This window comes from Arthrobacter sp. UYNi723, assembly GCF_054057635.1.
Map to the genome: position 1 here is coordinate 82,101 of NZ_JBSRZM010000015.1, position 25,608 is coordinate 107,708.

Genomic DNA, 25,608 nt, shown 5'->3' on the forward strand with positions numbered 1-25,608 from the left:
GCCCGCGTTTGGGCACCACTGCCGATGGTGAGAGAATTGAGGCAAGCCTTTGGAGCGTGATCAATCAGCCGTGACCCTTGAAAACCATGCTGGACAATCCGTGTCCGGAGATCCCGAACGGTTCTCCGGGGACTCCGGGGTCCACAGCATCACGGACGCGGCGGCTGCCCATTCAGAGGACATGCGCCAGCGCATGATCAAGTACGCGGTCGCCATGGGAATCCGCATGGTCTGCCTCATCCTCATATTTGTGGTGGACGGCTGGTTCAAGTTCCTTATGGTCGCGGGTGCGGTCTTCCTCCCCTGGATCGCGGTGGTGATCGCCAACGGCAGCGACAAGGCGGAAGTCCACAGCGACTTGCTGCTCGACTCAGCGCCGCTGGCCGAACTCGAAAGCCCGTCGTGGCCGCCGGAACAGGACGGCTCCTCGCCCGCGGTCATCCCGGGCGAGCTCATTGATGACGACGACGAACCCACGCAAGGACAGGAACGGCGCGCCTCATGAACATATTCGACCTGGCCGCAGGGACCGCTGGTCCCCCGCCGGCCATGGCTGCCATGTGCTCCCGCAAGGCCTGCCGCGCGGAAGCTTCCTGGCAACTGCTCTGGAACAACCCCAAGATCCATACGCCGGAACGCCGCAAAACCTGGCTTTCCTGCGACGACCACCGTGACTGGCTGGAAGACTACCTCCAGACGCGCGGGCTCTGGAAGGAAACCCTGATCCTGGTTTCGGGGCAGGAAGCCGGCCAGGCGCCGGTGGGGCAGGACGGCTGAATGTACCGCTTCCTCTTTTCCAGCAAGTGGCTGGGATACCTCCTGCTGGCCGCCATCTTTGCCGCTGCCTGCGTCTTCCTCGGCCGCTGGCAGATGGACCGCCGCGCAGAGACCCTCGCAGAGATCAACCGCGTGGTCACCAACTATTCCGCCACACCCATCGCCTTCGACCAGGCAAGGGACGAGTTCTCCGCGCTTGACCCGTCGAAGGAATGGACCCAGGTGGAACTCAAAGGCACCTACGATCCCAACGGCCAGCGGATTGTCCGCAACCGTCCGCTGAACGGACAGCCCGGGTATGAGGTGGTTGTGCCGTTCAAGCTGGAGACCGGTGAAACCGTGGTGGTCGACCGCGGCTGGCTGCCCATCGGCAACAAGAACCCGGGCAGTCCCGACTCCATCCCGGCGCCTCCCGCTGGGCCCGTGACCGCCGTCGTCCGCCTCAAGCACGGGGAACCGCAACTGGACCGAGGCGCCCCCGACGGCCAGCTTGCTTCCATCGATCTCCCCACCTACGCGGACCAACTGGGATATCCCGTACTCACAGGCGCCTACGGACAGCTGGCGTCTGAATCTCCCGCCCCCGCTGACATGCCGTTCCCGTTCCCGAAACCGGCCACCGAAGAAGGCACGCACCTCTCCTACTCCTTGCAGTGGTTCGCCTTCGGGGTACTGATGTTCGTGGGCTTCGGGTACGCCGCACGGCAGCAGGCCAGGAACGCCGCGATCGACGCCGAGGACGCCGCAGAGGGCGAAGAAGGCTTGACGGATTCGGGCAGTACCGTCCACTCCGCGGCTGCCGCCGCCCGCCGTCGTCCGCCCGTTGCCCGCAAGCGCAAGAAGGCGACCGCCGAAGAAGAGGAAGACGCCCTCCTGGACGCGCAGGGTTACTGACGCATGCGCAGTGTGGAAGTTGCCGCCCCCGTGGCGAATGTGAAAAGCGCCCTGACCTCGGCCGGTGCCCAGGACACGGTGCGGATCTTTGACACCAAGGTCCCGACGGCGGCTGCCGCGGCTGAGGCGCTCGGCTGTGACGTTGCGGCCATTACCAACAGCCTGATCTTCGATGTCGACGGCGCCCCGCTCCTGATCCTGGCCAGCGGTGCCGCCAAGGTAGACACGGCGCTCGTGGCGGCGCAGCTGGGAACAGGAAAGATCCGCCGGGCCACCGCCACCTTCGTCTTGCACCACACAGGCCAGGAAGTAGGCGGAGTAGCCCCGATAGGCCACCCCGAAAAGATCAGGACACTCCTGGACAACTCCCTCAAAGCCCACCAGCTCCTCTGGGCCGGAGCAGGAGACCACAACTCAATGTTCAGCATCACCTACGAAGACCTGCTGCGGATCACACACGCAGAGGAAATGGCAGTCCGTTGATTCACCCAAAGGTGACCCGACCGCAAGCGGAGCGGCGTGGGTGATTTATGTAGCGTGCGTCAGAGGCGAGGAACGAGCCAGCACGCGGGAAATCACCCGCGTCGCGCAGCGAACGCAAGCATTGCAGTTGGGACTAAGCCAGCGTAATCAGGTCCAGGTAGTCTTCGTTCCAGTGGTCCTCGATGCCGTCGGGCAGCAGCACGACGCGCTCGGGGTTCAGCGCTTCGACGGCACCTTCATCGTGGCTTACGAGGACGACGGCGCCGGTGTAGTTGCTCAGGGCCCCGAGGATTTCGGCGCGGCTGGCCGGGTCGAGGTTGTTAGTGGGCTCGTCAAGGAGCAGCACGTTCGCGCTTGAGGCCACGATGGTGGCCAGGGCCAGCCGGGTCTTCTCGCCGCCGGAGAGCACACCGGCAGGCTTGTCGACGTCGTCTCCGGAGAACAGGAACGAGCCCAGGATGTTGCGGACCTCCGCGTCGTTCATGTCCGGGGCGGAGGAGCGCATGTTCTGCAGGACGGTGCGGTCCACGTCGAGCGTCTCGTGCTCCTGGGCGTAGTAGCCCACCTTCAGGCCGTGGCCCGCAACGACCTCGCCGGTGTCCGGCTTGTCGACGCCGGCAAGCATCCGCAGGAGCGTGGTCTTGCCGGCGCCGTTGAGGCCCAGGATGACCACCTTGGAGCCGCGGTCGATGGCCAGGTCCACGTCGGTGAAGATCTCCAGCGAGCCGTAGGACTTGCTGAGTCCGTCCGCGGTTAGGGGGGTCTTGCCGCAGGGTGACGGATCCGGGAAGCGCAGGGCTGCCACGCGGTCGGTCGCGCGCACGGCTTCGAGGCCGCCCAGAAGACGTTCGGCACGCTTGGCCATGTTCTGCGCTGCCACGGCCTTGGTGGCCTTGGCACGCATTTTGTTGGCCTGGTCGATGAGGACCTGGGCCTTCTTCTCCGCGTTGGCGCGCTCACGCTTGCGGGCGCGCTCGTCCGTTTCGCGCTGGAGCAGGTAGCGCTTCCAGTTCATATTGTAGAAGTCGACCTTGGCGCGGTTGGGATCCAGCAGGAACACTTTGTTGACGGTGGCTTCGAGCAGCTCGGTGTCGTGGCTGATCACTATCAGGCCGCCCTGGTGGTTCTTCAGGAACTCGCGGAGCCAGGTGATGGAATCCGCGTCGAGGTGGTTGGTGGGCTCATCGAGGAGCATCGTTTCGGCGTCCGAGTACAGGATCCGGGCGAGTTCCACACGACGGCGCTGGCCGCCGGACAGGGTCTTGAGCGGCTGGTTCAGCAGCCGGTCCGGGAGGGCCAGGTTGGAGCAGATCGCGGCGGCCTCGGCCTCGGCCGCGTATCCGCCGGCGGCCAGGAACTCGGATTCCAGCCGGTCATAGCGGTTCATCGCCTTGCGCTGGATCTCGGTGTCCTCGCTGGCCATGTCCTCATGGGTCTGCTTGAGCTTGTTGACGGCGATGTCCAAACCGCGGGCGGAGAGGATTCGGTCGCGGGCCAGCTGTTCCATGTCCGGGGTCCGGGGATCCTGCGGCAGGTAGCCGATCTCGCCGCTGCGGGTAACCTTGCCGCCGGCGGGCTGGCCTTCGCCCGCGAGCACCCGCGTGAGGGTGGTCTTGCCTGCACCGTTACGGCCGACGAGGCCGATCTTGTCGCCCTTGTCGATGCGGAAGCTCACCTGGTCCATGAGGAGCCGGGCGCCGGCGCGCAGTTCAAGATCCTGGACAGTAATCACAGCAGGTAAGGCCTTTCACAACAGGGAAACGCCGCAGCTCAACGGGTGATGTCTGGAAGCAGCCGGCAGAATGGCCGACAGAACGGCCTTTCCAAGTCTACCGGCCCCAGCTTGACCCCATAACCGCAGCACCGCCGTCGTGCGTTGACTCAGCGTTTTGTACCGTGCCGTCAGTCCCGGGCTTCCCGCTTAGTAGGTCCCCTACAAAATGGCGCCCGACGGCGGCCGGTAACGTCAGGATCACCCCCATGCTTCGCTTGTACAACCACGACAGGAACACCCCATGAGCCAGACTGACACCGCCGGCACCGGCACCGCTTCCCGCTTCCGGAGCCGCTGGAACGCCACCGACCTGGGCCTGATCGCCGTCTTCGCCGCTCTCGTTGCCGGCTCTGCCATGGTGCCAGGCATCGCGGCGAACGTGTTCGGCATCCCCATCACTTTCCAGACCCTTGCGGTGATGCTCACCGGACTGATGCTGGGCCCGGGCCGGGGTTTCGCCGCCGTCGGCCTGTACACCCTCCTGGGCCTGGCCGGCCTGCCGATCTTCAGCCAGGGCCGCAGCGGCCTGGGCATCCTGGCTGGGCCGTCGGCCGGCTACATCATTGCTTTCCCCATCGCAGCAGCCGTTGTGGGCTGGCTCGCCACCGTGGTGATCCGGCGGACAACACGTGCCCGGGCGCTGTGGTTCTTCGCGTCGGCGATGGTCACCAGCATCGCCGTCGTGCACACACTCGGAGTGGCCGGGATCGCCCTGAACACCAAAGCGTCACTGGGTGACGCCTTCCTCGCAGACCTGGTCTTCTACCCCGGTGACGTGATTAAGAACATCCTCGCCGCGGTGATCGCCGTGGCTCTGCACCGGGCATTTCCCGACGTCCTGGTCCGCCGGGTGAAGCGGATCAACAACTAGTCCTGCCATGGCAACCATTTCTTTCCGGCAGGCCGCAGTGGCCGTTGCCGTTGACAACCGCCCGGAACCGAAGACCCTGCTCCAGGACGTCACGCTTGAGCTGACCGAACAGCGCATCGGCGTGATCGGGGCCAACGGGTCCGGCAAGTCCACGCTGCTGCGGCTGATAAACGGCTTGGTCCAGCCAAGTTCCGGCACGGTGTCGGTGGAGGGCGCTGATACTGTCCGGGCCGTGCGGGCTGTCCGCAGGCAGGTGGGGTTCGTCTTCACGGATCCCTTGTCGCAGCTGGTGATGCCCACAGGGCGCGAGGACGTGGAGCTTTCGCTGCGCCGCCCGGTCCGCAACGGGGCGGACCGGCGCAGGCTGGCTGAAGCGGCCCTGGAGCGCCTCGGCCTGCTGCCGCTCGCGGACCAAAGCATCTACGAGCTCTCCGGCGGTGAACGCCAGCTGATGGCCCTCGCCGCTGTGCTGGCCGTGAATCCCTCTGTCCTGGTGCTGGACGAACCGTCCACGCTCCTGGACCTCCGGAACCGTGAACTACTGCGCCGCACCCTGGCGGGCCTCGACCAGCAGATCGTGATGTCCACGCACGACCTCGACCTCGCCCTGGAAATGGACCGCGTACTCGTGGTGGAGTCGGGACGCGTGATGTTCGACGGCGGCGCGGCGGCAGCCGTCGACACGTACCGGGCGCTGGTCACCAACGGCCTGGCCGCGCCATGAGAGGGCACGGCTTCCTGCTGGCCAACTACGTCCCGGGGAATTCGATCATCCACCGGACGCCGCTAGTACTGAAATTCCTGCTGGTGGTGGGCTGCGGCCTGGTGTCCTTCCTGGTGGTCGACTGGCTGGTCTCCGCCGTGGTGCTGGCCGCCCTCGGCGTGCTGTTTCTCCTGACCGGCGCCGGAACCGGGCGGCTCGTAAGTGCTGTCCGTCCTGTTGGGCTGGTACTGGTGGTCATCGGTCTGTTCCAGTGGTGGCAGCTGGGTGCGCCCACGGCTGCCCGGATTGTCCTGAACATCCTGGTCTGCGTGGTGGCGGCGTCCCTGCTGATGGCTACCACGCCCATGCAGCGGATCCTGGACGGCGTGGTATCGCTGGCCACGCCGTTCCGCCGCCTTGGCGCGGACCCTGAGCGTTTTGCGCTGACCATCGCCATCATGCTCCGCAGCATCCCGTATATCTCCGGCGCCTTTGCAGACGTCAGGGACTCCGCCCGGGCCCGCGGGCTTGAGCGCAACCCGCGGGCCCTCGTGCTGCCCGTCTTCATCACCACCGTGGCCTTCGCCCGCCAGACCGGCGAAGCGCTGGCTGCCCGCGGGCTGGGCGACGCGGAAGACTGACGGGCTTTTGGTCCTTCCTGTGCTGCTTAGGGGACCTGGTGGGCGCCGGCCAGCAACTCGTACCGCAGCAGCGCCGCCGTGCCCATGCCGCCGGCAATACTGATCAGGGCCAGCGCCAGCGTGCCGTGATTCGCGGTACGGCGGGCCTGGGCGAGAAGCCGGGTCACCAGCACCGCCCCGGACGCCCCGTAGGCGTGGCCCAATGACAGCGCCCCGCCGTCGAGGTTGACCCGCTCCGGATCAATGCCCAACTGGTCCAGACAGGCGAGGGTCTGGGCCGCGAAGGCTTCGTTGAACTCCACCAGGTCCACGCTGGCCGCGGACAGCCCCCTCGCCTGCAGGAGCCGCTCCGCGGCAACCGCTGCGCCGATCCCCAGCAGTTCGGGGTCCACGCCGGCGGTGTCCGTGGCCAGCACCAGGAGCCCGTCTGTGGCTCCCAGTTCCCGTGCCCGCTGCAATGAAGTGATGACGACGGCGGAAGCGGCGTCCGCGTCGAAGCATGAGTTCCCGGCGGTGACGGTCCCCCCTTGCACAAAGGCGGCCGGGAACCGCTCCAGGACGGCAGCGTTCAGGCCGGGGCGGGGGCCGTCGTCGGCACTGATGGGTCCAGCGGACGTCTCCAGGGTGGTGATCTCGGCGGCGAAATAGCCTGCTTTGGCGGCGGCCAGCGCCCGCTGGTGGCTGCGCAGCGCGGAGGCATCCTGCCGCTCCCGGCTGACCGCGAACCGGGCAGCCACGTTCTCGGCGGCGACCCCCATATCCGGGTCGCCGAAGCTGTGCGGCACAAACTGGGCCCGGGCAAAAAAGTCAGGCTCGCCGTCGTCGTTCCGGTGGGCCCGCAGCGGAGCCGTGCTGATGCTCTCCACTCCCCCGGCGAGATAGACGGGGTTGCCGCCGGCGGCAACCAGCCGGGCGGCCAGAACGATGGCATCCAGGCCTGACCCGCACTGGCGGTCAACGGTCAGTCCCGGCACACCGACCGGCAGGCCCGCCTCAAGCAGGGCAAGGCGGGCCACGTTGCCGCCGCCGCCCACGGCGTTGCCGATCACCACATCCGTGACTTCTTCGGCCGGCACGCGGGTGTCTGCCAGCAGGTTGACCAGGACCGGTGCGAGAAGCTGGTGCGCACGCAGTTCCTTCAGCACACCGTTGGCGCGCCGGACCGCGGTACGCCGCGCCGCGATGATCACGGGCTGCCGGTCCGCCGGCAGCAGGTCAGCGGTCAAGGTGCCGCGCCCTGGGGTCCTGGGAGCCGATCCAGTCGAGCAGGATGTTCCGGCTGACCTTACCACGGTCCGTGATGGGAAGTTCGGAGAGCGCGAAGTACTGGTGGGGCCGCTTGTCCCGCGGCAGGATGTTTTCGAGTCCGGCCTTCAGCTGCGTGGCCGTGACTCCGCCATGGGACGGAACCACGCCGGCGACCACCCGCTGGCCGCGGAGATCATCGGGTATTCCGGCGGCCACCGCAGCAGCCACCCCCGGCACGGCCGCCAGGGCGAGTTCCACTTCGTGCGGATAGACGTTCGTTCCCGAGGTCAGGATCATGTCGGCGCGCCGGCCCAGGATGTGCAGTTCGCCGTCGGCCAGGTAGCCCTGGTCCCCCACCGTGAACCAGCCGTTGAAGGAGCGCAGCGCCTGGCCGTCGTCACCCCACAGGTAGCCGTTGCTGACCATGCCGCTGCGGACACAGATATTGCCGGCTTCGCCGTCCTGCAGTTCGGAACCCTCATCGTCCAGGATTCTGACGTCCACGCCCGGGAACGGGTGTCCGATGCCTGTGCCGCCGGCGTCCAGCAGGTCCCCTGCTGCCAGCCCCACACCGGAGACAAAGCTCAGTTCGGACGCGCCGTAGTACTCGAAGATAGTGGCGTTCGGCGCCCAGCGCCGTGCCGCTTCGAGGGTGCGTGCGTCCAGCTTCGAGCCGGCGCAGATGATGGTACGGATGCCGGAGGCATCCACGCCGCCGGTCAGGCCGCGCTCACTGAGCAGCCGCAGCATGGTGGGCACGAGGATGAGCCGGGTCACGCCGTCGTGCGTAATTGCGGCATGGACATCACCGACGTCGAAAATCTCCAGCGTCTGGAATTCCGAGCCGGCGTAGAGGCACTCAGCCAGGGCATAAAGGTTAAGGCTGGCGGCCAAGGGCCCGGGCGCGAGCGTGACGTCGTCCTGGGCGAGGCCGAAGAACGCAACGGACGCGTCAAAGGACTGCCGCCAGGACTGCCTGGACCGGGTAAACGCCTTGGGCACTGACGTGGTGCCGGAGGTGAGTCCGATCAGGAACGTCGAGTCCGGCGGCCCGTCCGCCAAGGCATCCGCTGCGGAAACCGTGCCGGGCTTGGCCGACTCTGCCAGCCGTTGAACGATCTCCTGGTGCAGGGACTCCGGCCAGGTCGGGTCCAGGACGGCGCATTGCCGCCGGCCGGCAACGGCTGCGGCGAACCTTGCGGCGAAGTCCACGGAGTTGGCCTCGGCAAGGACGGTGACGGCTGCTGTCTCGGGAAGGGCGGCTGCGGCGGCGTCCCTGAGCTCAGCCCAGCGCAGGCGCCGGCCCGCCACCACGACGGCGGTGTCATGGGGGCGTTCTTCGGCCCAGCGCTGGATTCTATCGAGAAAAGGCATCGTCCCAACTTTACCGGCCGGACTCCGCTTCGGTGGTGCCGCTAAGGGCTATTGTGACTTCATGAGCTTCAATGACAACGTGCAGCTGGACCCTTCCCAGGTCCAGGATCGGCGTGGCATGGGCCGTGGGGCCAAGGTCGGCGGCGGCATCGGTGGCGGAATCGTCCTGCTGATAGCTGTGCTCCTCGGCGTCAACCCCGCCTTGCTCGAAGGCCTGACCGGCGGGGCGGGCACGGCTGATCAGAACCAGGGCACGGCCCCGGCCTGCACCACGGGGGCCGACGCCGACGCGCGGCTGGACTGCCGGATCACCGGCACGGTGAACAGCCTGAACGCGTTCTGGCCGGCGTATCTCCAGCAATACAACGTGCAGTACCCGCAGCCGGAGACGGTGATCTTCGACCAGGCCGTCAACAGCGCGTGCGGGACGGCTTCCAGCGCGGTTGGCCCCTTCTACTGCCCGGCTGACAGCACCGCCTACTTCGATCCCGGGTTCTTCCAGGATCTCGTGGACCGCTTCGGATCCTCGGGAGGTCCCCTGGCGCAGGAGTACGTGGTGGCACACGAATTCGGCCACCACATCCAGAACGTGCTGGGGTACATCGACCGCGCGCAGCAGGACCCGCAGGGGCCCGAGTCGGGCGCCGTCCGCGTGGAACTCCAGGCCGACTGCTATGCCGGCCTCTGGGTAAAGCACGCCTCAACCCAGCCCGGACCCGACGGCCAGCCGTTCCTGGAACCGATCACCCAGCAGGACCTGAACGATGCCCTGTCCGCAGCGTCAGCGGTGGGCGATGACCGGATCCAGGAAGCGGCCACCGGACGGGTCTCGCCCGAGGCCTGGACGCACGGGTCCAGCGAACAGCGGCAGAAATGGTTCTACACCGGCTACCAGACCGGCGACATCAACCAGTGCGACACGTTCTCGGCGCCCACTCTCTGATTCCATCGAGGACGACGACGGCCGGCTACCTCCGCTGGGGAGGTGACCGGCCGTCGTCGTACTTTAAGCGGTGAAAACTCAGATGTTGAAGCCGAGGGCCCGCATCTGGTCCTTGCCGTCATCGGTGATCCGCTCCGGACCCCAAGGCGGCATCCACACCCAGTTCAGGCGCCAGTCGTCAACGACGCCGTCAAGGGACTTGCCTACCTGCTCTTCGATGACATCGGTGAGCGGGCAGGCGGCCGTGGTGAGCGTCATGTCGATCAGCAGCGCGCCGTCGTCGTCGGAGTACTTCAGGCCGTACAGCAGCCCGAGGTCCACGATGTTCACACCGAGTTCCGGGTCGATGACGTCCTTGAGTGCCTCTTCGACATCTTCGAGGCCCGTGCGGGCCGCATTGATTTCGGTCATGGCAAGTCCTATCTAGGCCTGTGCGGCAGCAGCGATGGTGGCTGCGCCGGCGCCCGTGGCGTAACGGTCGTAGCCTTCGTCTTCGAGGCGGTCAGCCAGTTCCGGGCCGCCCTCTTCGACAACCTGGCCGTCTACGAAGACGTGGACGAAGTCAGGCTTGATGTAGCGCAGGATGCGGGTGTAGTGCGTGATGAGCAGCGTGCCCATGTTGCCCGCTTCGTGTGCACGGTTGACGCCTTCGGAGACAACCTTCAGGGCGTCAACGTCCAGCCCGGAGTCCGTCTCGTCGAGGATGGCGAACTTCGGCTTGAAGAGTTCCAGCTGGAGGATCTCCACCCGCTTCTTCTCGCCGCCGGAGAAGCCTTCGTTGACGTTACGCTCGGCGAAGTCTGCGTCGATGCGCAGCTGGGCCATGGCCGCCTTGACGTCCTTGGTCCAGGTACGCAGCTTGGGTGCTTCGCCGTCGATGGCGGTCTTGGCGGTGCGCAGGAAGTTGGTCATGCTGACACCGGGGACCTCCACGGGGTACTGCATGGCCAGGAAGACGCCGGCGCGGGCCCGCTGGTCAACGGTCATCGCGAGGACATCTTCACCGTCGAGCGTGATGGTTCCGCTGGTGACCTTGTAGCGCGGGTGCCCGGCAATGGTGGAGGCCAGGGTGGACTTGCCCGAACCGTTGGGGCCCATGATCGCGTGGGTCTGACCGGTCTTGATGGTCAGGCTGACGCCCTTCAGGATCTCCTTGGTACCCTGCTCCGTGTCAATGCTGACGTGCAGGTCCTTGATCTCAAGAGTAGACATAGGTCTTGTTCTCCTCTGCACCGCGCCCTCCGGCGGTGGTGCGGTCTGTATCTGGAAGTTTGGTTCTGTTGCTTGGTGTCCGGCTCGCGCCGGGGATGCTGCTAGCTGAAGTTCGGGGCTTCCGCTCCGTTGAGCACGTTCGTGAAGTCCACGTAGACCTCGTCGCCGACGATCTCGACGGCGAACACCGGGACGGGATCGTAGGCGGGCAGCTGGAGCGGCTCGCCGCTGCGAAGGTCGAACTGGGAGCCGTGGCCCCAGCATTCGATCATGCACCCTTCCACTTCGCCCTCGGACAGTGAGATGTCCGCGTGCGAGCAGGTGTCCCCGATGGCGTGGATATCTCCCATGGAGTCCTTCACGATAGCTACGGGGTAGTCATCGATCAGGATCCGGAGAGCCTGCTTGAGCTGGATTTCATCCGTCTTGCAGACAAATTCGCCCTTTGGCTTGTCAGTCATCTGTATTCCGCGCCGTCTAGTTGTTCGTCACAGCGAGTTCGCGCTCAACAGCCTCGGTGAGCCGCTCTTCGAGGGCCGGTACCTTGATCTGCTGGATGATCTCGTGCAGGAAGCCACGGACCACCAGGCGGCGGGCAACATCCTCGGGGATGCCGCGGGCCATGAGGTAGAACAGGTGCTCGTCGTCCAGCCGGCCGGTGGCGCTGGCGTGGCCGGCTCCCTTGATCAGGCCGGTTTCGATCTCGAGGTTCGGCACGGAGTCGGCGCGGGCGCCGTCCGTAAGCAGCAGGTTGCGGTTGGCCTCGTAGCTGTCGGTGCCTTCGGCTTCCTTGCGGATCAGGACGTCGCCTACCCACACAGCGTGGGCGTTGCGGCCCTGCAACGCGCCCTTGTAGAGCACGTTGGAGGTGCAGTTCGCCACCGCGTGGTCAACAAAGAGCCGCTGCTCTAGGTGCTGGCCGGCGTCGGCGAAGTACAGGCCGAACATTTCCGCTTCGCCGCCGGGGGCGGTGAAACGTGTCGACGGCGTGACGCGGACCAGGTCCCCGCCGAGGCTGACCACGACGTGCTTGAACTTGGCGTCGCGGCCGATCTTTGCCTGCTGGGAGGAGGCGTGGACGGCGTCGTCGTTCCATTCCTGGAGCGAGACAACCGTGAGGTTGGCGCCGTCTTCAACAACGATTTCGATGTTTTCGGACACCACGGCCGAGCCCTGGTGGTTCAGGACCACAACGGCCTTGGAGAACTTCTCCGCCACGATCACCAGGTGCTGGGCGGCGGCCTCCGTGGAGGTGCCTTCGATCACGACGGTGACCTCGGTGCCGGCTTCAAACTCGGCCGGGATGGTGAGGATGGTGGCTTCGCTGAAGTTCTCCCAGGCGTTGGCGGACACGCGGTCCTCCGGGATGCCGGCGGAACCGATGCGCTTATCGCCGCGTGCCACGGTCTCAACCGTGACCTGCTCCGGGCCGCTGACGGTGACGGTGGGAGCCGCTCCCGCCAGGACCTCGCTGTGCAGGCCACGCAGGCGCTTGAGCGGGGTGAAGCGCCAGTCCTCCTCAAGCCCGGTGAGCGGCTTGAAGTCCGCCAGGTTGTATGAGGTCAGCCGGCCGGCGCGTGAGCTGTCCGGAATGCCGACGCCGCCGCCGTGCGAGTGGCGCTTGACCGCTTCGCCGGCCAGCGGAGCCTTGGAAGCGTTCGCGTTGATCGGAGACAGGCTTTCGCCCTCTTCCGTGAAACCGTTAATAAACGGCTGGGCCGAGGGCGCGCCGATGCGGGCCTTTTCAGTAGTGATTTCAGTCATCGTTATCCGACGGACCCTTCCATCTGCAGTTCAATCAGGCGGTTCAGCTCAAGTGCGTACTCCATCGGGAGTTCGCGGGCGATGGGCTCGATGAAGCCACGGACGATCATCGCCATGGCCTCGTCTTCGCGCATGCCGCGGGACATCAGATAGAAGAGCTGCTCTTCGCTGACCCGGGAAACAGTTGCTTCATGGCCCATCACCACGTCATCCTCCCGGATGTCGATGTACGGGTAGGTGTCCGAACGGCTGATGGTATCCACCAGCAGCGCATCACAACGGACGGTGTTCGCTGAGTGCTTGGCACCTTCACGGACCTGGACCAGGCCGCGGTAGGCAGCACGCCCACCGCCGCGGGCCACGGACTTGGAAATGATGGAGCTCTTGGTGTTCGGAGCGATGTGAACCATCTTCGAGCCGGTGTCCTGGTGCTGGCCGGCGCCGGCGAAGGCGATGGACAGGGTCTCGCCCTTGGCGTGCTCGCCCACCAGGTAAACGGCCGGGTACTTCATGGTGACCTTGGAGCCGATGTTGCCGTCAACCCATTCCATGGTGGCGCCTTCTTCGCAGATGGCACGCTTGGTCACCAGGTTGTACACGTTGGTGGACCAGTTCTGGATGGTGGTGTAGCGGACGCGGGCGCCCTTCTTGACGATGATTTCCACCACGGCGGAGTGCAGCGAGTCCGAGGTGTAGATCGGCGCAGTGCAGCCTTCGATGTAATGGACGTAGGAGTCCTCGTCGGCGATGATCAGGGTGCGCTCGAACTGGCCCATGTTTTCCGTGTTGATGCGGAAGTATGCCTGCAGCGGAATGTCCACGTGGACGCCCTTGGGGACGTACACGAAGGAACCGCCGGACCAGACGGCCGTGTTCAGCGACGCGAACTTGTTGTCGCCCACGGGAATGATGGTGCCGAAGTACTCCTTGAAGATCTCCGGGTGTTCGCGCAGCGCGGTGTCGGTGTCCAGGAAGATGACCCCCTGCTGTTCCAGGTCCTCACGGATCTGGTGGTACACAACCTCGGACTCGTACTGGGCTGCGACACCGGAGACGAGGCGGCTGCGCTCAGCTTCCGGGATGCCCAGCTTCTCGTAGGTGTTCCGGATGTCCTCGGGTAGGTCTTCCCAGGTTGCGGCCTGCTTCTCCGTGGACCGCACGAAGTACTTGATGTTGTCGAAGTCGATGCCGGAGAGGTCTGCACCCCAGGTGGGCATGGGCTTGCGGTCGAAGTACTTCAGGCCCTTGAGCCGGAGGTCGAGCATCCATTCCGGCTCGTTCTTCTTGGCCGAAATGTCACGGACGACCTCGTCATTGATCCCACGGCGGGCGTTGGCGCCGACGTCGTTCTTGTCGGACCAGCCGTACTCGTACGTGCCGATGCCGTGGAGCTCAGGATTCTTTTCCAGAATCTCCGAGATCACAGTGTCTTCGGCTACCGCTTTCTCTGATAGTTGGTCCGTCATCACGGCCTTTCTTGCTGATGGTTGGTTACTTCATCCAGGCTGGCGGGGGCTGCCTGCGGGACGCGGGGTCCCCCGGCAGCCAGCCGGCCTGTGGGTATATGGGTGGTGCAGACGTGTCCACCGCGAGCCAGCGTGGACAGGCGGCGTACGTCAACGCCTACCAGCTTGGAGAACACTTCGGTCTCCACATCGCAGAAGACAGGGAACTGGGCGGCGAGCTGCTGGATGGGGCAATGCCCCTGGCACAGCTGGACGCTGGAGAGTGCTGCCGGCAGCGGGGCTTTGGCCTCTATCGAGGCAGCCGACGCCACGAAGCCATCCCGGCTCAGCGCCGCGGACAGTGCCTGCGCCCTGGCGGTAATGTCCGGTCCGGCCTGTTCGACCTCGGGTGCATACCGGCGTTCCATATCGGCAAAACGTTCGACGGCGAACGCGCGGACGGCGTCGTCGCCTGCCACTGCCTGGAGCTGCTTGAGCGCGAGGGTAGCGATGTCGAGGTAATCGTTGCCAAGCGTGGACTGGCCCTGCGAGCTCAGGACGTAGCGGCGGGCGGGACGTCCCGCGCCGGCGCCGGCCTTGGCCACGCGCTTGACCTCAATAACCCCGCTGCGGGCCAGATGATCAAGATGCCTCCGGACCGCGGCGGGTGTGAAACCGAGCATGTCGCCGAGTTCCGCCGCGCTGATGGGGCCGTGCTCAAGCACGGCACCAAGGACCCGGTCCCGTGTACGCTCGTCCGAGTCCGCCACCGGCACAGCGGCCACGTGGCCGCGGTCAGCGGCGGTACGCGGCGCTCGGTGCCCGGCAAACGGCACAGCGGCAGCATTGGTCATGGAATACACAACACAATCATGTCGTAATTTACTCCCCCGTACTAGTAAGGTCAGGCTGACCTGCTGCCCGGGTCCACTGCGGGGCCGCCAGTACTACATCGCGTAGAATGCTGGGGTGCGATCCCCCGAATCCCCGGTTCTGTCCATCAGCGGGTTAATTAAGGATGTTGGTCCGCTGGCCAGCCTGGACGGAAAAATGCTCCGGGTGGTCAACGGCGTATCCCTTATGGCCGAACGCGGCCAGGTCACGGCCCTCCTGGGCGCCAACGGAGCCGGAAAGACCACCACCATCGAATGCGCCCAGGGCCTGCAGAAGCGCAGCGGCGGCAGCATCTCGCTGCTCGGCCAGGATCCGGGCCGTTCGGGCGCTGACCTGCGGTCCCGCGTAGGCGTCATGCTTCAGGACGGCGGCCTCCCGCCGTCGGCCCGTCCCATCCCGCTTCTGCGGCACATCGCCGGAATGTATGCGCGGCCCCGCTCAGTTGACGAACTGGTGGAACGGCTCGGCATTGATACTTTCGCCAGGACCAGCGTGCGCAGACTCTCCGGTGGGCAGAAGCAGCGTCTGGCCCTCGCCGCAGCACTTATCGGCAATCCGGAAGTCCTTTTCCTGGACGAGCCCAGCGCCGGCCTGGATCCCCAGTCCCGGCAACTGGTCTTCGAGCTGATCTCGGAACTGCGGGCGGCCGGGATGGGCATCATCCTGACAACACACCTGATGGACGACGCCCAGCGGCTGGCGGACTACGTGTACATCATCGACGCCGGCAGGAACGTCGCCGAGGGAACAGTTTCCCAGCTGCTGCAGCGGGACCCGGCTGTGGAGGCCGGCACCGACCACGTCCGCACCCTGGTGTTCGAGGCTCCCCCGGGGCTGGATTTCACCGGCGTGCTGCCCGATGCCATCGCCGTCTCTGAAACACGGGCCGGAAGCTACGTGGCCTCGGGTGCACTGACACCCCGCGATCTCGCGTCGTTGACCGCCTGGTGGGCAGCCCACGGCGTGATGCCCGGTTCCATGAGCCTGGCGGCACGAAGCCTGGAAGATGTCTTCCTGGACATCTCGGGAAAGGACATCCGATGACGGCTCCCGCAGCCACCGCCGCCCAGGGAGCACCAGCCACGCTGCTGCGCCGTATCCTGCTGCAGGGTAAGTACGAATCACTGACGATGCTCCGGAACGGCGAGCAGCTGATCCTTGCAGTCGTCCTGCCGCTTCTGGCGCTGGTGGGGCTCACCGTCACTCCCTTCCTGGACGGTTTCGGAGCCAGCCGCATCAATGTGGCCGTCCCCGGCATCCTGGCATTGTGCGCCATGTCCACGGCCTTCACCGGGCAGGGCATCGCCACCGGCTTTGACCGGCGGTACGGTGTTCTCCGGTTCCTGTCCACCACACCCCTGGGCCGCGAAGGCCTCATCGCGGGTAAGGTGCTGGCGGTCCTCGCGGTGCTCTGCCTCCAGGTGGCAGTGGTGACGCTGGTGGCGCTTCCGTTGGGCTGGCAGCCGCCTGCCTCCGGCTGGCTCCCTGGGCTGTCGCTGCTGGCCCTGGGCGCTGTGGCGTTCACCGCACTGGGGCTCCTGGTGGCAGGCACAGTCCGGCCCGAGGCAACCCTTGCCATCACCAATCTGCTGTGGATCCTGCTGGGCGCCCTGGGCGGGATAGTCATTCCCGCGGAACGGCTGCCCGCACTGGCGCAGGGAGCGGTCCACTACCTGCCCTCCGGCGCACTCGGCGAGGCCATGCGCGAAGCTTTCCTGCACGGCTCGTTGAACGGCGGCGCCGCGCTTATCCTGCTGCTCTGGACGGTTCTTGCCGGAGCAGCAGCCATCCGTTGGTTCAAGTGGAATTGAGATATCCGTGAGCATGGCTTCACGCCTCCCCCAGATCGCCGGCCGCCTTATCGCGAGGATGCCCCGAACCGTGGACGCCAGTGTCCGCCGCCTCGCGGTGGCGTCCCTGGTTGGCCAGACGCTGCTGGTGGTGACCGGCGGCGCGGTGCGGCTGACTGCATCCGGCCTCGGCTGCCCCACCTGGCCGCGCTGCACCGAGACCTCTTTGGTCAACACGGCCGAAATGGGGATCCACGGCTTCATTGAGTTCGGCAACCGGCTCCTGACGTTTGCCCTGGCGGCGGTTGCGCTGGCCATGCTTGTGTACTTGTGGAACCTTCGCAAGGAGCGCCGGGACCTCTTCCTGCTGGCGCTGGGCCTGCTGGCCAGCATCCCGGCACAGGCGGTGATCGGTGGCATCACCGTGCTGACCAACCTCAATCCGTGGGTGGTGGGCCTGCACTTCCTCGTTTCCATGGCCCTTGTGGTGATTGCCACGCTGCTCGTCAACCGGGCCTACGGCAGGACGGGCCGCCACGCCAGGGTCCAGCTCCCCGCGTTGCCGGGCGTCCTGCGTCCGGTGGCTGCCGCCGTCGGGCTTTTTTCCGCCCTCGCCGTAATACTCGGCGTAGTGGTGACCGGCTCCGGCCCCCACGCCGGTGACGCCGACGCTCCCCGCAACGGCCTCGACTGGGACCTGTTCTCCCACATCCATGCCGTTCCGGCGTACGTGATCACGGCCGGCACACTGTTCGCACTGGTGCTGGTGATTGTCCGCCGGATCCAGGGCCCGTTCCGCACCTCCATCCTGTTGCTGCTTGCCGTGACCCTGCTGCAGGCCGTCATCGGCTTCACCCAGTACTACAACGGCATCCCCGCGTTGCTGGTGGGCGCCCACATGCTGGGGGCGGCGCTGCTGATGAGCGCGGCAACAAACTCCGCCGACCTCGCCCGTTCGAGCCCGGTCACGTAACCTCCACCGCTTTTTGCCCCGACGGGGTGCCACGGTTCGCGAACGAACCGTGGCACCCCGCATTTAAGGACGCTCTCTCACTTAATGCATGGAATCGGCAGACCCTCTCTCACTTAATGCAGGAAGTGGGCAGACCCTCTCTCACTGCCTGTGGTGTTTCGTGGGATCTTCCCGTACCTCCTGGAGACAAAGAAGCGACCCTCCTTCACCGGTGGTGAGAGAGGGTCGGTAAAAAACCCACATTTAGTGAGAGAGCGTTGGGTGGGGGTGCTGTTAACCGATGATCGCTGATCCGACGAACGGATCCACGGCCAATGCGATGAACAGCAGCGTCAGGTAACTGATGGAGCCGTGGAAGACCTTCATTGCGCGCTTGTCCGAGATGTCCTCGCGCTGCGCCCGGTTGTAGAGGGAGTGCGACTCGTACAGGAACCATGCACCCGCCAACACTGCGGTAGCCGTGTAGACCCAGCCCGCGCCACCGGCGGGGACCAGCAGCAGCGAGCAGGCCACCATGGCCCAGGCGTAGAGGACCACCTGGACGGAAACCACCTTGGCGCCGGCAATTGCCCCAAGCATGGGCACCTTCGCGTTGCGGTAGTCCTCGCCGTAACGCATGGAAAGCGGCCAGTAGTGCGGCGGCGTCCAGAGGAAGATGACCATAAACAGGATGACGGCCGGCCATTCGACGGTGTTGGTCACGGCGGCCCAGGCGATCAGCACCGGGAAGCAGCCCGCAGCTCCACCCCACACAATGTTCTGTGCGGTGCGGCGCTTGAGGATGATGGTGTAGATGACCACATAGAAGAAGATCGCGCCCAGCCCGAGCCACGCCGCCAGCGGGTTGGCGCCGAACCAGAGAATGACAATGGCGGCTGCCCCGAGCAGCCAGGAGAACACCAGCGCCTCGCGCGGGGTCACCTCGCCAGTGACCAGCGGACGGTTCTCGGTCCGGTGCATCAGCTTGTCGATGTCGCGGTCAAGGTAGCAGTTGAAGGCACCGGCACTGCCGGCAGCAAACGCGCCGCCGACCAGCGTGGCCAGGATCAGACCGATCGGCGGGAAGCCGCGCTCGGCGTAGATCATGGTGGGCAGGGTGCTGACCAGCAGCAACTCAATGACACGCGGCTTGGTGAGGGCGAAATACGCCTTGGCCTTACGGGCGACCCCGGCTCCCCCTCTTGTGCGGGGAGCATTAAGCGGCGTATCTGTTGTGCTCACGGTGGCAGTCACCCGTTCTGGTTGGCAGTTCTGTCTGGCATAGCAGCTGTGTCTTGCGGCCGTTCGCCGGGCAGCCCGCCAATGGTCATCAGAAGAGGTCCCGGCAACGCCCCGGGTCTGCCGCCGCCCCTAAAGGGCTCGGCCACCGGCGTCGGCCTCCAAATATCATACCGTGCGCATTTGTAACAGATGCCCCCTGATTAGGCCCTGATGATTGCGCGCAGGGTGATTCGAGCAGATTAACTCAACCTCACGAAATGGCGATTCACATAAGGGGAAATTGCGTCCAAAAGGTGAGATTTGCGCTGACCGCAGAGTGGAATCGAGCTAAGCTGTCACCAGATCAGCAAGCGGCAGAAAAGCGTTGGATAACGCGTTCCCATAGCCCTGCTGAATGATAGATCAACGTTTCGATGGTGAACGGCTGGTACACACCGCAGCGGGCACCATAGCGTGCCCCGAAACGGATCCCGCGTACCGCCCACCATCAGCACAGAGAGGGGCCCGGTTTTCGTGCCACATTTGGAAGAGCAAGAACTGTCATGGACCAGCTTGGACCAGCGCGCGGTGGACACCATCCGCGTTCTGGCTGCGGATGCCGTCGAGAAGGTCGGTAACGGCCACCCGGGCACCGCCATGAGCCTGGCGCCCGCCGCCTACCTTCTCTTCCAGAAGCTGATGCGCCACGACCCGCGCAACCCGGACTGGCTGGGACGCGACCGTTTCATCCTGTCTCCCGGCCACACGTCGCTGACCCTTTACATCCAGCTGTTCCTGTCCGGCTACGGCCTGGAACTGAAGGACCTTGAGGCACTTCGCACCTGGGATTCCCTGACCCCGGGCCACCCGGAGTACAAGCACACTGCCGGTGTGGAGATCACCACCGGGCCGCTGGGCCAGGGCCTTGCCTCCTCGGTCGGGTTCGCCTACTCCCAGCGCCGGATGCGCGGCCTGTTCGACGCCGATGCTGCGGCCGGCGAAAGCCCCTTCGACCACACCATCTGGGTTATCGCCTCCGACGGGGACCTGCAGGAAGGCGTCACTTCCGAGGCGTCCTCGCTGGCCGGCCACCAGGAACTGGGCAACCTTGTAGTTGTCTACGATGAGAACCACATCTCCATCGAGGACGACACCGACATCTCCTTCACCGAGGATGTCCTGAAGCGCTACGAGGCCTACGGCTGGCACACCCAGCGCGTCGACTGGACCAAGACCGGCGAATACAAAGAGGACGTGCAGGAGCTTTACTCTGCGCTGCTGGCCGCAAAGGCCGAGACGTCCAAGCCGTCCATCATCTCGCTGCGCACTATCATCGGCTACCCGGCGCCCAAGAAGCAGAACACGGGCAAGATCCACGGTTCCGCACTGGGTGCAGAGGAAGTCGCAGGCCTGAAGTCCGTGCTGGGCTTCGACCCCGCCAAGTCCTTCGACGTTGACCAGGAAGTCCTGGCCCACGCCCGCTCCGTCGTGGACCGCGGCGCCGCTGCCAAGAAGGAATGGGAAGAGTCCTTCAACGCCTGGCAGGCCGCCAACCCCGAAGGCTCTGCACTCCTGCAGCGCATCGAGGCCCGCGAACTGCCCGACGGCCTGGACGCCGCGCTTCCGGTCTTCCCGGCCGGCAAGGACGTCTCCACCCGCGCCGCTTCCGGCAAGGTCCTGAACGCACTCGGACCGGTCATGCCGGAACTCTGGGGCGGCTCCGCCGACCTCGCCGAGTCCAACAACACCACCATCGAAGGCTCGCCGTCGTTCGTGCCCGCCTCCAAGCAGACCGATACCTGGTCCGGCAACCCCTACGGCCGGGTCCTGCACTTCGGTATCCGTGAGCACGCCGCGGCATCGATCGTGAACGGCATTGCCCTGCACGGCCGGACCCGCGCGTTCTCCGGCACGTTCCTGATCTTCAGCGACTACCAGCGGCCCGCCATCCGGCTCGGCGCCCTGATGGGTGTTCCGTCCCTGTATGTCTGGACGCACGACTCCATCGGCCTGGGCGAAGACGGCCCCACCCACCAGCCGGTGGAACAGCTCGCTTCCCTGCGCGCCATCGTGGGCCTGGACGTGGTCCGCCCCGGCGATGCCAACGAGGTCGCGGTGGCATGGAAGACCATGCTGGAGAACCACGAGAACCCTGCCGGCATTGTCCTGACCCGCCAGAACATCCCCACCTATGCCCGTGGTGAAAGCGAAGCCGACGGCGACACGTTCGGTTCCGTTTCCGGTGTGGCCAAGGGCGGCTACGTCCTGGCTGAAGCTTCCAAGGACGGCGCCACCGTCCCCGCCGACGTGATCCTGATCGGCACCGGCTCCGAGGTCCAGCTGGCCGTCCAGGCCCGCGAAGCCCTCCAGGCTGAAGGCATCGCTGCCCGCGTTGTCTCCATGCCGTGCGTGGAGTGGTTCAACAAGCAGGACGCCGCTTACCGCGAGTCCGTGCTCCCCGCTGCCGTCAAGGCCCGGGTCTCCGTCGAGGCCGGGCTGGCCCTGGGCTGGAGGGAATTCGTCGGCGACGCCGGACGTTCCATCTCGCTCGAGCACTATGGCGCTTCCGCCGACTACAAGCGCCTTTTCCAGGAGTTCGGCATCACCGCGGTGGCTGTCGCCGCCGCTGCCAAGGACTCCCTCGCTGGCCTGCAGGCCTGAACCAGATTCTAGGAGATATCACCATGACTACCCCTACACAGCAGCTCTCCGACGCCGGAGTATCCATCTGGCTCGATGACCTTTCCCGCAGCCGCCTTGAGACCGGCACGCTGCAGAAGCTGATCGAAGAGAAGAACGTTGTTGGTGTGACCACCAACCCGTCCATCTTCCACGCCGCCATCACGGCCGGCACGGACTACGACGCCATCATCGCGGCGCAGGCAGCAGCCGGCGCCAGCGTCGAGGAGACCATCTTCGAAATCACCACCACCGACGTCGCCGACGCCTGCGACCTCTTCGCACCGGTGGCAGCAGCCACCAACGGTGTTGACGGCCGCGTGTCCATCGAAGTTGACCCGCGCCTTGCCTGGGACACTGCCGGCACCATTGCCGAAGCCAAGCACCTGTACAAGAAGGTCAACAAGGACAACGTCCACATCAAGATCCCGGCAACCCTTGAAGGCCTCGAAGCGATCACCGCGACGCTGGCCGAGGGCATCAGCGTCAACGTGACCCTGATCTTCTCGCTCGAGCGCTACCGCGCGGTCATCAATGCCTTCCAGTCCGGCCTGGAGCAGGCCAAGGACAACGGCCACGACCTGTCCAAGATCCACTCGGTCGCCTCGTTCTTCGTGTCCCGCGTGGACTCCGAAATCGACAAGCGCCTTGACGTCATCGGCACCGACGAGGCCAAGGCCCTCAAGGGCAAGGCAGGCGTGGCCAACGCACGCTTGGCCTACCAGGTCTACGAGGAGCTCTTCGCCACCGAACGCTGGGCACTGCTGGCTGAAGCCGGCGCCCTCCCCCAGCGTCCGCTGTGGGCCTCCACCGGCGTCAAGGACCCGGCTTACCCGGACACCCTGTACGTGACCGAACTGGCCGCCCCCGGCGTCGTGAACACCATGCCGGAGAAGACTCTGGATGCCACGTTCGACCACGGCGTCGTCACCGGCGACACCGTCTCCGGCACGTACACCGAGGCCAACGCCACGCTGGACGCGCTGGACGCACTGGGCATCTCCTACAACGAGGTTGTCGCCCTCCTCGAATCCGAAGGCCTGGACAAGTTCGTGGCCAGCTGGAAGGAACTCCTGGGCGACGTCGAAGGTGCCCTTGCCGCCGCACGGAAGGCCTCCTAACCCACTATGAGCACTCTCAGCTACGACGCCACCGGTGCCGCGCAGCAGGCACTCGAGCAGCACCTGCCCGCCCTCGTGGCGGACCGCATCGCCACCCGGATCTTCGCCAAGGACCACACCCTGTGGGGTCCCGACGCCGAGGCCGAGTCCGCTGTCCGCCTCGGCTGGGTGGAGGCGGCCACCGTCTCACAGGCCCTCGTGGCCGGCATCCTCGAGCTCCGTGATGCCCTCAAGGCTGACGGCGTGACCCGCATCGTGCTTTGCGGCATGGGCGGATCTTCGCTGGCTCCCGAGGTCATCGCCGGCACCGCTGGCGTCGAGCTGACAGTGCTGGACAGCACCGACCCCGACCAGGTCCGTGCTGCCCTCGCAGACCGGCTGGCCGAAACCGCGATTGTGGTTTCGTCCAAGTCCGGTTCAACCCTGGAGACTGACTCCCAGCGCCGGATCTTCGAGCACGCCTTCACCGAGGCCGGCATCGAAGCGAAGAGCCGGATCATCATCGTCACCGATCCCGGTTCCCCGCTGGATAAGGCATCGCGTGAGGCCGGCTACCGCGCCGTCTTCAACGCCGATCCGAACGTGGGCGGCCGCTACTCGGCCCTCACCGCATTCGGGCTGGTCCCCTCGGGCCTTGCCGGTGTGGATATCCAGGCCTTCCTGGATGAGGCCGAGGAAGCCGCCGAGATCCTGAACGAGGACGCCGCCGAGAACATCGGTCTGGCCCTCGGAACAGCCCTGGGCGGAACCAACCCGCTGCGCAACAAGATTGTCATCGCCGAGGACGGCTCAGGCATTGTGGGCTTCGCGGACTGGGCCGAACAGCTCATCGCCGAATCGACCGGCAAGCTCGGTACCGGCGTCCTGCCGGTGGTTGCCGGACCCACGTCGCCGGAGGTCACCTCCGGCGCCGCGGACGTCCTGGTGGTGCGGCTGGTAGCCGCGGATGCCGACGTCGAACTCGGTGACAACGAGGTAGCCATCGCGGGCGGCCTGGCCACCCAGATGATGGTGTGGGAGTTCGCCACTGCCGTGGCCGGGCGCCTCCTGGGCATCAACCCGTATGACCAGCCGGACGTGGAGGCAGCCAAGGTTGCCGCCCGCGGCCTGCTGGATGCCCAGCCCGAACCGACCCCTGCCGCCTTCGTGGACGGCGCCATTGAGGTCCGCGGCGGTGACTGGCTCCGTGGGGCAGCCACCGCGGAGGAAGCCGTCGGCGCCCTCCTTGGAACGCTCGACGACGACAGCTACCTCAGCGTCCATGCCTACTTTGACCGGCTGGCCTTCGCAGGGCTGGAAGGCATCCGCGACCCGCTTGCCGGCGTAAGCGGCCGTCCCGTCACGTTTGGCTGGGGCCCGCGGTTCCTGCACTCCACCGGGCAGTTCCACAAGGGCGGACCCGCCATTGGAGTCTTTCTCCAGGTCACGGCCGCTCCTGCGGAAGACCTGGCCATCCCGGACCGTCCGTTCACGTTCGGGGAACTGATTTCCGCCCAGGCCGCGGGCGACGCCCAGGTCCTGGCCGGCCATGGCCGCCCCGTCCTGCGACTGCACCTGACCGACCGCGCCGCCGGAGTTGCACAGCTGCAGGAGATCATTGCAGCACTCGCAGCCCGGTCAGCTTCCGTCACCGAAAACTAAGGCTCAACAGCAAACATGCCAGAAACTGAAAACGGCAGGAATTCCGCGACGCGTTCCGGACGATCAGGGCGGAATCCGCTCCGGGATCCCCGTGATCGTCGCCTGAACCGGATTGCCGGTCCGTCCTCGTTGGTGCTCTTCGGAGTGACCGGCGACCTTGCCCGTAAGAAGCTCATGCCGGCCGTGTATGACCTCGCGAACCGGGGGTTGTTGCCGCCGAGTTTCGCGTTGGTGGGTTTCGGCCGCCGTCCGTGGAAGCACGAGGAGTTCGCCGCCGAGGTGAAGGCCTCGGTGAAGGCGTATTCGCGGACGCCGTTTGATGAGGCGGTGTGGAACCAGCTCGCTGAGGGTATCCGTTTTGTCCAGGGCGAGTTCGACGACGATGATGCCTTTGAGCGGTTGGGTGACACGATCGCTGAGCTCGATGAGCAGCGCGGGACGCGGGGCAATCACGCGTTTTACCTCTCGATCCCGCCGAAGGCGTTTGAGCAGGTCTGCCGGCAGCTGTCCAAGCACGGCCTGGCGCAGGCTGAGGGGGAGAAGTGGCGGCGGGTGGTGATCGAGAAGCCGTTCGGTCATGACCTGGACTCGGCCCGGCAGCTGAACGACATTGTGGAGTCGGTGTTCCCGCCGGACGCGGTGTTCCGGATCGACCACTACCTGGGCAAGGAAACCGTCCAGAACATCCTGGCGTTGCGTTTCGCGAACCAGCTGTTCGAGCCGTTGTGGAACGCCAATTATGTGGACCACGTCCAGATCACGATGGCCGAGGACATCGGCACGGGCGGCCGGGCCGGGTATTACGACGGTGTGGGCGCGGCCCGCGACGTGATCCAGAACCACCTGCTGCAGCTGCTGGCTTTGACGGCGATGGAGGAGCCCATTTCCTTCAACGCCGATGACCTGCGGGCGGAGAAGGAAAAGGTCCTCGCCGCGGTGAAACTCCCGGAGGATTTGTCGACGCATTCGGCGCGCGGGCAGTTCGCCGGCGGCTGGCAGGGCGGGGAACAGGTCCAGGGTTATCTGGAAGAAGAGGGTATCCCGGCGGATTCGAAGACGGAGACGTTCGCCGCGATCCGGGTCGATATCCATACCCGCCGCTGGGCCGGCGTGCCGTTCTACCTGCGGGCGGGCAAGCGGCTGGGCCGCCGCGTGACCGAGATCGCGGTGGTGTTCAAGCG

25 protein-coding genes are annotated in these 25,608 nt (G+C 65.8%); 15 read left to right on the forward strand and 10 right to left on the reverse strand.

From position 1 onward, the window contains the following. Positions 1-70: 70 nt before the first annotated feature. From ACVWY0_RS13110 to ACVWY0_RS13125, 4 genes are read left to right on the forward strand one after another with little or no spacing between them, the layout of a single operon-like run. Positions 71-505: a DUF3099 domain-containing protein gene (locus tag ACVWY0_RS13110; protein ID WP_485837079.1), complete on the forward strand. Its 435-nt coding sequence runs from the start codon at positions 71-73 to the stop codon at positions 503-505. Next, complete coding sequence (locus ACVWY0_RS13115; protein ID WP_485837080.1) at positions 502-777, forward strand: hypothetical protein; 276 nt, start codon at positions 502-504, stop codon at positions 775-777. The genes ACVWY0_RS13110 and ACVWY0_RS13115 overlap by 4 nt, the downstream gene beginning before the upstream one ends. Next, positions 778-1,671 (forward strand): SURF1 family cytochrome oxidase biogenesis protein, encoded by an 894-nt coding sequence (locus tag ACVWY0_RS13120; protein WP_485837081.1) that lies wholly within the window; start codon positions 778-780, stop codon positions 1,669-1,671. It begins immediately after the preceding gene. A gap of 3 nt (positions 1,672-1,674) precedes the next feature. Continuing rightward, positions 1,675-2,154, forward strand: coding sequence for a YbaK/EbsC family protein (locus ACVWY0_RS13125; RefSeq protein WP_485837082.1), 480 nt, complete (start codon positions 1,675-1,677; stop codon positions 2,152-2,154). A gap of 133 nt (positions 2,155-2,287) precedes the next feature. Here ACVWY0_RS13125 and ACVWY0_RS13130 read toward each other — a convergent pair whose 3' ends face one another. Then, entirely contained in the window at positions 2,288-3,886 is a 1,599-nt protein-coding gene (locus tag ACVWY0_RS13130) for an ABC-F family ATP-binding cassette domain-containing protein (protein ID WP_056339851.1), read from the reverse strand. 283 nt (positions 3,887-4,169) lie between these two features. Between ACVWY0_RS13130 and ACVWY0_RS13135 the strand changes: the two genes are divergently transcribed. From ACVWY0_RS13135 to ACVWY0_RS13145, 3 genes are read left to right on the forward strand one after another with little or no spacing between them, the layout of a single operon-like run. After that, positions 4,170-4,799 (forward strand): biotin transporter BioY, encoded by a 630-nt coding sequence (locus ACVWY0_RS13135; protein WP_056339847.1) that lies wholly within the window; start codon positions 4,170-4,172, stop codon positions 4,797-4,799. Positions 4,800-4,806: 7 nt separating this feature from the next. After that, the gene (locus ACVWY0_RS13140) at positions 4,807-5,523 is read left to right on the forward strand and encodes an energy-coupling factor ABC transporter ATP-binding protein (RefSeq protein WP_485837083.1); all 717 of its coding nucleotides are present in this window, start codon (positions 4,807-4,809) and stop codon (positions 5,521-5,523) included. Beyond that, a complete protein-coding gene (locus tag ACVWY0_RS13145; RefSeq protein WP_485837084.1) occupies positions 5,520-6,143 on the forward strand; it encodes an energy-coupling factor transporter transmembrane component T family protein in 624 nt (207 codons plus the stop codon). Before ACVWY0_RS13140 ends, ACVWY0_RS13145 begins: the two co-directional genes overlap by 4 nt. 26 nt (positions 6,144-6,169) lie before the next feature. On the opposite strand, the gene ACVWY0_RS13150 is transcribed toward ACVWY0_RS13145, so the two are convergent. After that, complete coding sequence (locus ACVWY0_RS13150) at positions 6,170-7,369, reverse strand: thiolase family protein (protein ID WP_485837085.1); 1,200 nt, start codon at positions 7,367-7,369, stop codon at positions 6,170-6,172. Further along, complete coding sequence (locus tag ACVWY0_RS13155) at positions 7,359-8,765, reverse strand: class I adenylate-forming enzyme family protein (protein WP_485837086.1); 1,407 nt, start codon at positions 8,763-8,765, stop codon at positions 7,359-7,361. The genes ACVWY0_RS13150 and ACVWY0_RS13155 overlap by 11 nt, the downstream gene beginning before the upstream one ends. 61 nt (positions 8,766-8,826) lie before the next feature. Here ACVWY0_RS13155 and ypfJ point away from each other — a divergent pair, with 61 nt between their 5' ends. Further along, positions 8,827-9,708: a KPN_02809 family neutral zinc metallopeptidase gene (gene ypfJ / locus ACVWY0_RS13160; RefSeq protein ID WP_485837087.1), complete on the forward strand. Its 882-nt coding sequence runs from the start codon at positions 8,827-8,829 to the stop codon at positions 9,706-9,708. 78 nt (positions 9,709-9,786) lie between these two features. Here ypfJ and ACVWY0_RS13165 read toward each other — a convergent pair whose 3' ends face one another. The 6 genes from ACVWY0_RS13165 to ACVWY0_RS13190 all read right to left on the reverse strand — a co-directional run bounded on the left by ACVWY0_RS13165 (position 9,787) and on the right by ACVWY0_RS13190 (position 14,992). After that, positions 9,787-10,119 carry a metal-sulfur cluster assembly factor gene (locus tag ACVWY0_RS13165; RefSeq protein WP_056339832.1) on the reverse strand — a complete coding sequence of 111 codons (333 nt, stop codon included), beginning with the start codon at positions 10,117-10,119 and terminating at the stop codon, positions 9,787-9,789. A gap of 12 nt (positions 10,120-10,131) precedes the next feature. After that, complete coding sequence (sufC, locus tag ACVWY0_RS13170; RefSeq protein WP_248760664.1) at positions 10,132-10,920, reverse strand: Fe-S cluster assembly ATPase SufC; 789 nt, start codon at positions 10,918-10,920, stop codon at positions 10,132-10,134. A gap of 101 nt (positions 10,921-11,021) precedes the next feature. Continuing rightward, positions 11,022-11,381 (reverse strand): non-heme iron oxygenase ferredoxin subunit, encoded by a 360-nt coding sequence (locus ACVWY0_RS13175; protein ID WP_485837088.1) that lies wholly within the window; start codon positions 11,379-11,381, stop codon positions 11,022-11,024. Positions 11,382-11,397: 16 nt separating this feature from the next. Further along, positions 11,398-12,684, reverse strand: coding sequence for a Fe-S cluster assembly protein SufD (gene sufD / locus ACVWY0_RS13180; protein ID WP_485837089.1), 1,287 nt, complete (start codon positions 12,682-12,684; stop codon positions 11,398-11,400). A gap of 2 nt (positions 12,685-12,686) precedes the next feature. Further along, complete coding sequence (sufB, locus tag ACVWY0_RS13185) at positions 12,687-14,150, reverse strand: Fe-S cluster assembly protein SufB (protein ID WP_485837090.1); 1,464 nt, start codon at positions 14,148-14,150, stop codon at positions 12,687-12,689. Then, positions 14,150-14,992, reverse strand: coding sequence for a helix-turn-helix transcriptional regulator (locus tag ACVWY0_RS13190; RefSeq protein ID WP_485837091.1), 843 nt, complete (start codon positions 14,990-14,992; stop codon positions 14,150-14,152). Before ACVWY0_RS13190 ends, sufB begins: the two co-directional genes overlap by 1 nt. A gap of 106 nt (positions 14,993-15,098) precedes the next feature. Here ACVWY0_RS13190 and ACVWY0_RS13195 point away from each other — a divergent pair, with 106 nt between their 5' ends. Genes ACVWY0_RS13195 through ACVWY0_RS13205 form a run of 3 tightly spaced genes read left to right on the forward strand, consistent with a single transcriptional unit; the run spans position 15,099 to position 17,786 of the window. Further along, on the forward strand, positions 15,099-16,067 hold the full coding sequence (locus ACVWY0_RS13195) for an ABC transporter ATP-binding protein (RefSeq protein WP_056339818.1): 969 nt from the start codon (positions 15,099-15,101) through the stop codon (positions 16,065-16,067). Further along, positions 16,064-16,834: an ABC transporter permease gene (locus tag ACVWY0_RS13200; protein WP_485837092.1), complete on the forward strand. Its 771-nt coding sequence runs from the start codon at positions 16,064-16,066 to the stop codon at positions 16,832-16,834. The genes ACVWY0_RS13195 and ACVWY0_RS13200 overlap by 4 nt, the downstream gene beginning before the upstream one ends. A gap of 7 nt (positions 16,835-16,841) precedes the next feature. Continuing rightward, the gene (locus ACVWY0_RS13205; RefSeq protein ID WP_485837093.1) at positions 16,842-17,786 is read left to right on the forward strand and encodes a COX15/CtaA family protein; all 945 of its coding nucleotides are present in this window, start codon (positions 16,842-16,844) and stop codon (positions 17,784-17,786) included. A 273-nt stretch (positions 17,787-18,059) separates the two neighbouring features. Here the strand turns inward: ACVWY0_RS13205 and ACVWY0_RS13210 are convergent, their stop codons facing one another. Continuing rightward, on the reverse strand, positions 18,060-19,019 hold the full coding sequence (locus tag ACVWY0_RS13210; protein ID WP_485837094.1) for a heme o synthase: 960 nt from the start codon (positions 19,017-19,019) through the stop codon (positions 18,060-18,062). Positions 19,020-19,529: 510 nt separating this feature from the next. Here ACVWY0_RS13210 and tkt point away from each other — a divergent pair. From tkt to zwf, 4 genes are all read left to right on the forward strand, one after another. Further along, entirely contained in the window at positions 19,530-21,647 is a 2,118-nt protein-coding gene (gene tkt, locus ACVWY0_RS13215) for a transketolase (protein ID WP_058932515.1), read from the forward strand. 23 nt (positions 21,648-21,670) lie between these two features. Further along, positions 21,671-22,786: a transaldolase gene (gene tal / locus ACVWY0_RS13220; protein ID WP_485837095.1), complete on the forward strand. Its 1,116-nt coding sequence runs from the start codon at positions 21,671-21,673 to the stop codon at positions 22,784-22,786. A gap of 6 nt (positions 22,787-22,792) precedes the next feature. Beyond that, positions 22,793-24,427 carry a glucose-6-phosphate isomerase gene (locus ACVWY0_RS13225; protein WP_485837096.1) on the forward strand — a complete coding sequence of 545 codons (1,635 nt, stop codon included), beginning with the start codon at positions 22,793-22,795 and terminating at the stop codon, positions 24,425-24,427. A 15-nt stretch (positions 24,428-24,442) separates the two neighbouring features. Next, positions 24,443-25,608 (forward strand): glucose-6-phosphate dehydrogenase (zwf, locus tag ACVWY0_RS13230; RefSeq protein ID WP_485837097.1); only part of this gene is annotated, 1,166 nt, incomplete at its 3' end.